Here is an 8,262-nt window from a genome sequence, read left to right on the forward strand (position 1 = left end):
TAAACAATCCGGAAAAATGGACTTTTTATGGATGATGCCATTTTTATTACGTTATCGTACACAGGCATACGTGTTGGTGAAATAGTTGTTCTAAAGTGGAAGGATATAGATTTCGATAATCACACAATTTATATTACAAAAACATACTATAATCCAGATAACAACACCGTTAAATATCAGTTGGTTCCTCCAAAAACCAAAAAATCCCGACGTAAAATTGTTGTAGATACTGTAGCGTTAAAGAAACTAAAAGAAGAACAAGTAATGATTATTCAACATCTAGGTGCCTCTTACAATGATAACAGTTATGTCTTTGCTAACGTTTACCGTCATCCGGGCTATCCAATCTTAATTAAATTTGTCGAAAGCAGAATGGCTCGAATATTAAAGCAGACCGAATTAAATTCAAATCTTACTCCACACTCCCTACGCCATACACATACGTCACTTCTTGCAGAAGCTGGCGTTGGCTTGGAGGAAATTATGGAGCGTTTAGGTCACCACGATGATGAGGTAACAAGAAGGGTGTATCTCCACGTTACAAATCAAATGAAACGAGAGGCATCTGATAAATTTAGTAAATTAATGAGTAGCCTTGTTTGAAAGCAAAATGAAAGCATTTTGCTTTCAATACATAAAAGTTATTTTTGTAACTAACCTCAATATATTAGCAGGCCATAATACTATTATGCTAAGCTCTTAAACCTTATATATACACTCTATATTTAATATCAATATTCAATTTCTCCTGCAATTCGTTACAGGCTTTCGCGTTTTGGCGATAAAACTCTTCTCTAGTCATATAAGATGAAAATATTTGATCGTATGAATCATCAATTCTACACAATAAAGGTCTAGATTCGTAAATGGAACATTCATTATTATTTAACTTAGTACATCTACCGTTTTGATTATATTCTTCTAGAAACCCTATACCATCTATCGATGAACAACATGCTCCACAGGATGTACATGGAAATCGTGTCATAACACTAGCTCGTCATCACTTAACATAAACGCCTCAAACTCATCCAACGTTTCATATTTGAACTTAACATTTAGGCCCTCAGCTAAAGATACAATTGCTTTTTCAGTTAAACTGTCATCAACAATAGCTAGATCAACGAGTTTTTTTAACTCAACAAAAGTAGACTCATACTCTTGATAATGGGAAATTAATAATTCTTCTTCCTCTTTAATTTGTTGAATAAGTACTTCCGACAAAGCCTCTGCTTGAAGACGTGCTTCCTTTGCTAACTGCAAGTCTTCCCGAACATTAGTGAAAACTTTATAAATTTGCTTCATGCCGATCAATGCCACCGTACCTGCAACAGCGGCTCCAATAGGACCAAATAAGGCTGCACCAGCAGCAGTCATAACAATACCCGAAAAACAACTTACAGCATTTGATCCTAAACCTTCAACATATTCCTCTGTTGAGATTTTTTTTGTTAAAAATTTATACGTAAGTTCTGTAATATTAACTGCAGAACTTGCAAGAGCTGTGACGACATTTCCGGACATTATTGGATTATTCTTTCCTAGATACTTCAAGCCATATGATACACCACTTATGACAGCTCCACGGGCTGCACTATTCGCTGCTGCTTTTCCTGTCTCTTTCACACAAAATTCGCCTTTGAAAACTCCTTGAGCTGCATTAATGGTTCCACCTACAAAGGCCCCTGCCAATGCGCCACCGAGCATTGCATTTTTGGCACCAGAGATAAACTCAGCTCTTTTCATTTCAGCTGCAAATATGTCTGGGTTTTCCGCAGCACGAGTTGATTCTTCATAAGTTGTACCGCCACTCTTAATATCCCCATACTCAGTTTGGCCTTTAATAGAGCCATGTGCATCCTTATAATCCTGAGCATAAATACCATTCGAGTTCATTCGTTTCTCAATTAATTCATTTACTTTTTCTTCATTTTCAACGTTTACTAATCGATCCATTCCATTATATTTGGCTTCTGCTACTGCTCGCGCCGTAGTAGCAGCTTTATTATAAGATTTAGCTTGAATTTCTTTTAAAACATCACCATTTGGATTACGGATTAATATGTCAGCTGCAGCATGTGGTTCTCCTAATTGGTCAGTTGTTACTGCCCTTAATACACTTCCTGCTTTTGCTGCAGCAGCATTAAATTTTGTAGATTCTATAATTTCAAACATCCGACCTTGTGTCTTATCACTAGCACAATTGATGTATTGTTTAGCGACTTTTATCAACTGTTCTGAACCTGCAACAGTTTCAATTAAAGCATTTCCTTGTCTTTCGACGGTTTCGCTGACAACTTGTCCAGCAATAAAGTCAATATCCGATTGGCGTAATGCGACCATATTCTCCCTCCTAAATAGCCGAGATTTTTTGCTTTTCAGCTGTAATAACCGATTGAAGGTTAGGTACTAATTCTCCTTTTTCATCTAAAATTGTAGTATTTAAAATATCACGCATTATAATCGCTAATTTATAATTATTATGAATGATGACTTGTTCCTCTGTAGAATAATTTCTAAAATCATTTCCTCTTTGATTAATTATTTCCACAATTTTTCCAATATTAGCTATTAATAATTTATTCGTACTTTGAGCCAATTCCTGCATACTCTTAGTCGTACTCGTAATTTGTGTCATAACAGCTGTAGCAGACTTTAATTTTTGCACTTCTGTATTTACTTCTGCTTTCTTAGCATACATTTCCTCTAATTTTTTCTCTGTTGATGCAGCAAAAATCAAGCTTCCAATAGCTAAAGCAGGTGCTAAAGCAATCCCTCCTAAAACTAAGGTCCCACCTGCGACACCTAAACCTCCAGCAGCTAACGATCCTCCGCCTAAAAATGCTAATGTCGCATTTTGTGCTGCAATTCCACTAAGAGTAGCAATTGCAGTACCTGTAGTGGCCGCCGCAAATGTCGTAGTAGCTCCAACTGCTCCCATTGCAGCTAAACCACCACCTGCTAATGAAGCAATTCCCGCGGTCATAACTTGTCCTGCCTTCACAACTTGTTTCTCAACGTTTAAAACGAACTGTTCAATCTCACTATTTGAAACAAACTTGTCTGTTACTGCCTCACCTTTAAAATTAACATTTTTGATTTGCTTAAAGTTTTCTACAAACTGTTTCATAGTTCCGTCTAATATCCCTAATTTTAAACTACCGTAATTTTCAAATGTTTTATTTGTTTCATCACGACCTGTTTCAAAACTCTTATAGGCCTTTTTATACTTAGACTCAAGCTCTTCTGCTAATTCTTTTGTTTCTTTCATATTTTGATATGAATCATAACCTTTCTTACCTGCAACTGCTGCAGATGCAGCCGCCGCTCCTGCAACGATTAATGGAATTAATGGTAATGGCATAGTTATTCCTACTTTCTATTTATTTTATAATTTCTTTATATCACAAGTAGCGTGAAAATTGGCATTTATATTAAACTAAATTTACCATTTTTAATATAACTTTTTTACTCTAATATATTGTAATCCATTTTACAGTTAGTACTTTTTGACTAATAAGTTATTTCAGCTCATTCTTATCAGCTTGTTATTATTAACTACTTAACTAATTATATCTGCCTTATGAATTGTTAAATTAAAAATGGAGATAATGGTTATCGGTCATTAAATATTCTAGGAAGTGAGGTAAAAAGATGAGATGAAAGGACATTTCTACAGAAGAGGTTGCAAGTGCAAAAAGAAAAAATGTACTTGTGGTTCTACGTGGGCCTTTATGGTTGATGACGGAATTGACCCATTAACTGGTAAACGTAAACAAAAAGGAAAAGGAGGTTTTAAAACAAAACAAGAAGCTGAAGAAGCTGCTGCCGCTCTAATCCATGAAATAAATCAAGGAACATATATTGAAGAAACAGACCAAACATTTTGTGAGTTTGCAAATGAGTGGCTTAAAATCTACAGAGATAAAAAAATGTGAAACCCGGAACAATTCGTGTCAGGATTCATGAAATCGGCAAGTTGATGCCCTACTTTGCTCGTCTCAAACTAAAAGACATTACAAGAAAGAATTATCAAGATGCATTGAATGATTTAAAAGAACAAGGGTATTCTGACAGCACAATGAGCGGTATTAATCGTACTTGGAGGATGATCTTCCGAAAGGCATTGGAATTAGAACTGATTAAAAAGGACCCAACAGAATTTGCTTACCTTAAAAAAGATAAGAAGACTGTTGAACAGCTAGAGGAAGAAGAAATCCCTAAATACCTTGAAAAAGAAGAACTTGCTCTTTTTCTAAGGACTGCTAGGGAACAGGGACTTGAATTGGACTATTTGATGTTCCTAATCTTGTCATACACCGGAATTAGAGTTGGAGAATTAGTTGCCCTTAATTGGAAAGATGTTGATTTTAAAAACCAGACAATTAGTATTACTAAAACGTATTACAATCCCAATAATAATACATTAGAGTACCAGCTTGTCACACCAAAAACGCGAAAATCCAGACGAAAAATCATTGTGGATGAAGAGGTCATAAATACTTTGATGAAACATAAAGATGTTCAAAATAAAGTAGTCGAACAGTTAGGGGATGTTTATCATAATAAAGACTTTATATTTGCCAAAATGGAACGGCAATTTGGATACCCTATTGTAATCAAGACGGTACAAAACAGAATGGCTAGGCTACTTAGGATTGCAGGTCTTAACCAAGAGTTAACACCGCATTCTTTACGACATACACATACTTCACTTCTAGCGGAAGCTGGTGTTTCACTCGAACAGATCATGGACAGACTTGGCCATTCCGATGATCAAATCACGAAAAATGTTTATCTCCACGTAACCCAAGAAATGAAAAAAGAAGCCTCTCAAAAGTTCGGTGAACTAATGAGAAGCCTCCGTTAAAATCCTCAATGTTAGCAAAATGTTAGCATTCCACTCTCATCTTACTTACAAATCCAGTCATATCAAGGGTTGAGGAGCATTATTACATCATTCCGCCCATTCCACCCATTCCACCCATGTCAGGCATTCCTGCAGGTGGGTTTTCTTCCGGCTTGTCAGCAACAACCGCTTCAGTTGTTAAGAACATAGCCGCTACAGATCCAGCGTTTTGAAGGGCGTAACGCGTTACTTTTGTTGGGTCGACGATACCGGCTTCGATCATGTTTACCCATTGGCCATTAGCAGCGTTGAAACCAGTTCCGACTTCTTCGTGCTTAAGGCGTTCAACAATTACAGAGCCTTCAAGGCCAGCGTTGTGAGCGATTTGGCGGACAGGCTCTTCGATTGCACGCAATACGATGTTCACGCCTGTCGCTTCGTCACCTTCAGCTTGGATTTCAGCTACTTTATTGTATACGTTCAGAAGGGCAGTACCACCGCCGGCAACGATTCCTTCTTCAACAGCCGCACGGGTAGAGTTCAATGCGTCTTCGATACGTAGTTTACGTTCTTTTAATTCTGTTTCAGTTGCAGCACCAACTTTGATGACTGCTACTCCGCCAGCTAGTTTAGCAAGACGTTCTTGTAATTTTTCACGGTCAAATTCAGAAGTAGTTTCTTCTAATTGAACGCGAATTTGGCTTACGCGTGCTTGGATTTGTGTAGACTCTCCAGCACCTTCAACAATCGTTGTGTTTTCTTTTGATACAACGATTTTAGAAGCGCGGCCTAAAGATTCAATTGTAGCCGATTTAAGGTCAAGGCCTACTTCTTCCGTGATTACTTGACCGCCAGTTAGGGCAGCGATATCTTCAAGCATCGCTTTACGGCGGTCACCGAAGCCAGGAGCTTTAACAGCTACTGCGTTGAAAGTTCCACGAAGTTTGTTCACAACAAGAGTAGCCAATGCTTCCCCTTCAACATCTTCAGCGATCAAGAGTAGCGGCTTGCCTTGTTGAACGACTTGTTCAAGGACAGGAAGGATTTCCTGGATGCTTGCAATCTTCTTGTCTGTGATTAAGATATATGGATTTTCTAAGACAGCTTCCATTTTATCTGAATCCGTTACCATGTATGGTGATGCATATCCGCGGTCGAATTGCATACCTTCTACTACATCAAGCTCTGTTGTGAAGCCTTTGGATTCTTCGATTGTGATAACGCCGTCGTTGCCAACGCGCTCCATTGCTTCTGCAATCAATTGGCCAACTTCTTCGTCAGCGGAAGAAATCGCTGCAACCTGTGCGATAGACTCTTTGCTTTCGATTGGTTTAGAGATTGCTTGCAATTCTACAATCGCTGCCTTCACTGCCTTTTCAATCCCTTTGCGGATTCCCATTGGGTTTGCGCCTGCTGTTACGTTTTTAAGTCCTTCACGGATCATTGCTTGAGCAAGAACAGTTGCAGTAGTTGTTCCGTCACCGGCAACATCGTTTGTTTTGCTTGCAACTTCAGCTACAAGTTTTGCTCCCATGTTTTCGAAAGCATCTTCTAGCTCGATTTCTTTTGCAATCGTAACACCGTCATTTGTGATAAGCGGTGAACCGAATTTCTTTTCAAGAACCACGTTGCGTCCTTTTGGCCCAAGCGTTACCTTTACTGCGTTCGCAAGAGCGTCTACCCCGCGAAGCATGGAACGGCGAGCGTCTTCACTAAATTTAATATCTTTAGCCATTTATGAATACCTCCCAATCGTTTTTACAATATTGTTTTAGTCTATTAAGTATGTGCGGATGTTAGCTGATAACAGCTAAAATGTCGCTTTCACGCAAAATTAAGTACTCAGTACCTTCATATTTCACTTCAGTACCTGCATATTTAGAGAAGATAATATTATCGCCCTGTGCAACCTCCAAAGCAACACGTTCGCCATTTTCAAGCACACGGCCTGTTCCAACGGCTACTACTTTGCCTTCTTGAGGCTTTTCTTTTGCAGTGTCCGGCAATACGATCCCACTTGCAGTCTTTTCCTCAGATTCAACCAATTCAATTACAACTCGATCGCCTAATGGTTTTAACAAGTAAAACAACCTCCTCAAATTCTATTGATAAATTGTACTTTTTACTTGTTAGCACTCATCACTCTCGAGTGCTAACACCAATTATTATATTAAATTAAACCGCCCCATTATTGCAAGCATCTTGGTAAAAAATTTCTCATTAATTTTAAATGTTGAAAGGAATACTATAGCGTGATAGCTTACATCGCCATATATGCAAAAGGGGTGTGTACAGTTCATATAGTGGAGTTCTTTTATATTTTTTGATACGCTTTTAAAAGCAATGTATCTATTATGACCAATTGGGTACGCAAACAATTCATTAGAGGGGAAAAAATAATTTGAGAAGAGAGTATTGGTTTGTCATCATAACCTATATCGTCATGCAATTATCGACCATCATCGGAATTCCCATTGTAGAGGGCGTGAGGATGGCTTTGGGTTACCCTTCGGACCTGGTTAGATCAGGAGGATATTGGATTATCTTCAGTTTTTTTATTGCCCTCGTTCTCGTCCTTTTTTTCATGCGAAAGGATATGAAAGAAAATATCGACGCCCGGAATCAAGCTTCGATTCCTTCTTCGGTTGGATGGGCCATTGCCGGCGTTTTTCTGGCCTTGTTTGCGCAATCCATTGCCGGAGCAATTGAGAATATGCTCGGAATTGAGACCGGCTCTGAAAATACCCAGCAAATTCTCTCGCTAATCGAACATGTACCCTTTGTGATTTTCGTCAGCTCGGTTATCGGGCCGATATTAGAGGAAATCATCTTCCGAAAGATCATTTTCGGGTCTCTTTATAAGCGTTTCAATTTCTTTATTTCAGCCTTAATTAGTTCCATTATTTTCGGCCTTGCTCATTTCGAATTGGTTCATATCATCTTATATTCAGCCATGGGTTTTACCTTTGCTTTTTTGTATGTAAAAACAAAGCGGATTATCGTCCCTATTTTCGCCCATGTGGCCATGAATACATTAGTCGTGATTATTCAATTAGTTTATCGGGATGAAATAGATGGGATGCTAAAAGAAATGGAAAACGTACAAGGCTTTATCGGAGGTTTACTATGTTAAGACGTTCGCCTTTAACAGCAGGATTACTTTACATCACATTAGGTACTCTCTTCACTATTTTTGCGATCCGGAATGTATCAGAGTCCGGCTGGGGGTTTTTCTCCTATCTTTTTGTTCTCCTTGCGACGCTTGATTTCGGTTCGGGCATTCGGATGATCATGCTTCACTTCAAAATTAAGGCCGCCCAAAATAAAAAGAAGTAAGAAAAACGCTGCCTGGTCTGAACTATGACCCGAATAATGGACACTTAAAAAAGTCTCTTATTCGGGTTTTTTGTATG

The 8,262-nt window shown here is 38.4% G+C and carries 8 protein-coding genes and 1 pseudogene; 4 read left to right on the forward strand and 5 right to left on the reverse strand.

All coding sequences use genetic code 11. The features are described from left to right. Window positions 1-27 precede the first annotated feature (27 nt). Window positions 28-603 carry a site-specific integrase gene (locus D0463_RS10125; RefSeq protein ID WP_117307288.1) on the forward strand — a complete coding sequence of 192 codons (576 nt, stop codon included), beginning with the start codon at window positions 28-30 and terminating at the stop codon, window positions 601-603. 103 nt (window positions 604-706) lie between these two features. Here the strand turns inward: D0463_RS10125 and D0463_RS20265 are convergent, their stop codons facing one another. The 3 genes from D0463_RS20265 to D0463_RS10140 are packed head-to-tail and all read right to left on the reverse strand — an operon-like array spanning window position 707 to window position 3,364. After that, complete coding sequence (locus D0463_RS20265) at window positions 707-988, reverse strand: YkgJ family cysteine cluster protein (RefSeq protein WP_117307289.1); 282 nt, start codon at window positions 986-988, stop codon at window positions 707-709. Continuing rightward, entirely contained in the window at window positions 985-2,343 is a 1,359-nt protein-coding gene (locus D0463_RS10135; protein ID WP_117307290.1) for a hypothetical protein, read from the reverse strand. Before D0463_RS10135 ends, D0463_RS20265 begins: the two co-directional genes overlap by 4 nt. 10 nt (window positions 2,344-2,353) lie before the next feature. Further along, entirely contained in the window at window positions 2,354-3,364 is a 1,011-nt protein-coding gene (locus D0463_RS10140) for a hypothetical protein (RefSeq protein WP_117307291.1), read from the reverse strand. Window positions 3,365-3,659: 295 nt separating this feature from the next. On the opposite strand from D0463_RS10140, the pseudogene D0463_RS10145 reads away from it, so the two are divergent. Then, window positions 3,660-4,870: pseudogene (locus D0463_RS10145) on the forward strand (tyrosine-type recombinase/integrase). 82 nt (window positions 4,871-4,952) lie between these two features. Here D0463_RS10145 and groL read toward each other — a convergent pair. Both groL and groES read right to left on the reverse strand, forming a co-directional pair. Next, the gene (groL, locus tag D0463_RS10150; RefSeq protein ID WP_117307292.1) at window positions 4,953-6,584 is read right to left on the reverse strand and encodes a chaperonin GroEL; all 1,632 of its coding nucleotides are present in this window, start codon (window positions 6,582-6,584) and stop codon (window positions 4,953-4,955) included. Between the two features lie 61 nt (window positions 6,585-6,645). Next, window positions 6,646-6,930 carry a co-chaperone GroES gene (gene groES, locus D0463_RS10155; protein WP_117307293.1) on the reverse strand — a complete coding sequence of 95 codons (285 nt, stop codon included), beginning with the start codon at window positions 6,928-6,930 and terminating at the stop codon, window positions 6,646-6,648. A gap of 320 nt (window positions 6,931-7,250) precedes the next feature. Between groES and D0463_RS10160 the strand changes: the two genes are divergently transcribed. Continuing rightward, complete coding sequence (locus D0463_RS10160; RefSeq protein WP_117307294.1) at window positions 7,251-7,982, forward strand: CPBP family intramembrane glutamic endopeptidase; 732 nt, start codon at window positions 7,251-7,253, stop codon at window positions 7,980-7,982. After that, window positions 7,976-8,185 (forward strand): YdiK family protein, encoded by a 210-nt coding sequence (locus D0463_RS10165; protein WP_117307295.1) that lies wholly within the window; start codon window positions 7,976-7,978, stop codon window positions 8,183-8,185. The genes D0463_RS10160 and D0463_RS10165 overlap by 7 nt, the downstream gene beginning before the upstream one ends. The last annotated feature ends 77 nt before the right edge of the window (window positions 8,186-8,262 follow it).

It is taken from the genome of Bacillus sp. V59.32b (assembly GCF_003429085.1).
In the GTDB taxonomy this organism is placed as follows: domain Bacteria; phylum Bacillota; class Bacilli; order Bacillales; family DSM-1321; genus Peribacillus.

Excerpts from the sequence above, each read along its gene's own strand:
- D0463_RS20265 (WP_117307289.1), bottom strand. The coding sequence starts at position 988 with ATGACACGATTTCCATGTACATCCTGTGGAGCATGTTGTTCATCGATA.
- D0463_RS10125 (WP_117307288.1), top strand. The coding sequence starts at position 28 with ATGGATGATGCCATTTTTATTACGTTATCGTACACAGGCATACGTGTT.
- D0463_RS10165 (WP_117307295.1), top strand. The coding sequence starts at position 7,976 with ATGTTAAGACGTTCGCCTTTAACAGCAGGATTACTTTACATCACATTA.
- D0463_RS10140 (WP_117307291.1), bottom strand. The coding sequence starts at position 3,364 with ATGCCATTACCATTAATTCCATTAATCGTTGCAGGAGCGGCGGCTGCA.
- groL (WP_117307292.1), bottom strand. The coding sequence starts at position 6,584 with ATGGCTAAAGATATTAAATTTAGTGAAGACGCTCGCCGTTCCATGCTT.
- D0463_RS10135 (WP_117307290.1), bottom strand. The coding sequence starts at position 2,343 with ATGGTCGCATTACGCCAATCGGATATTGACTTTATTGCTGGACAAGTT.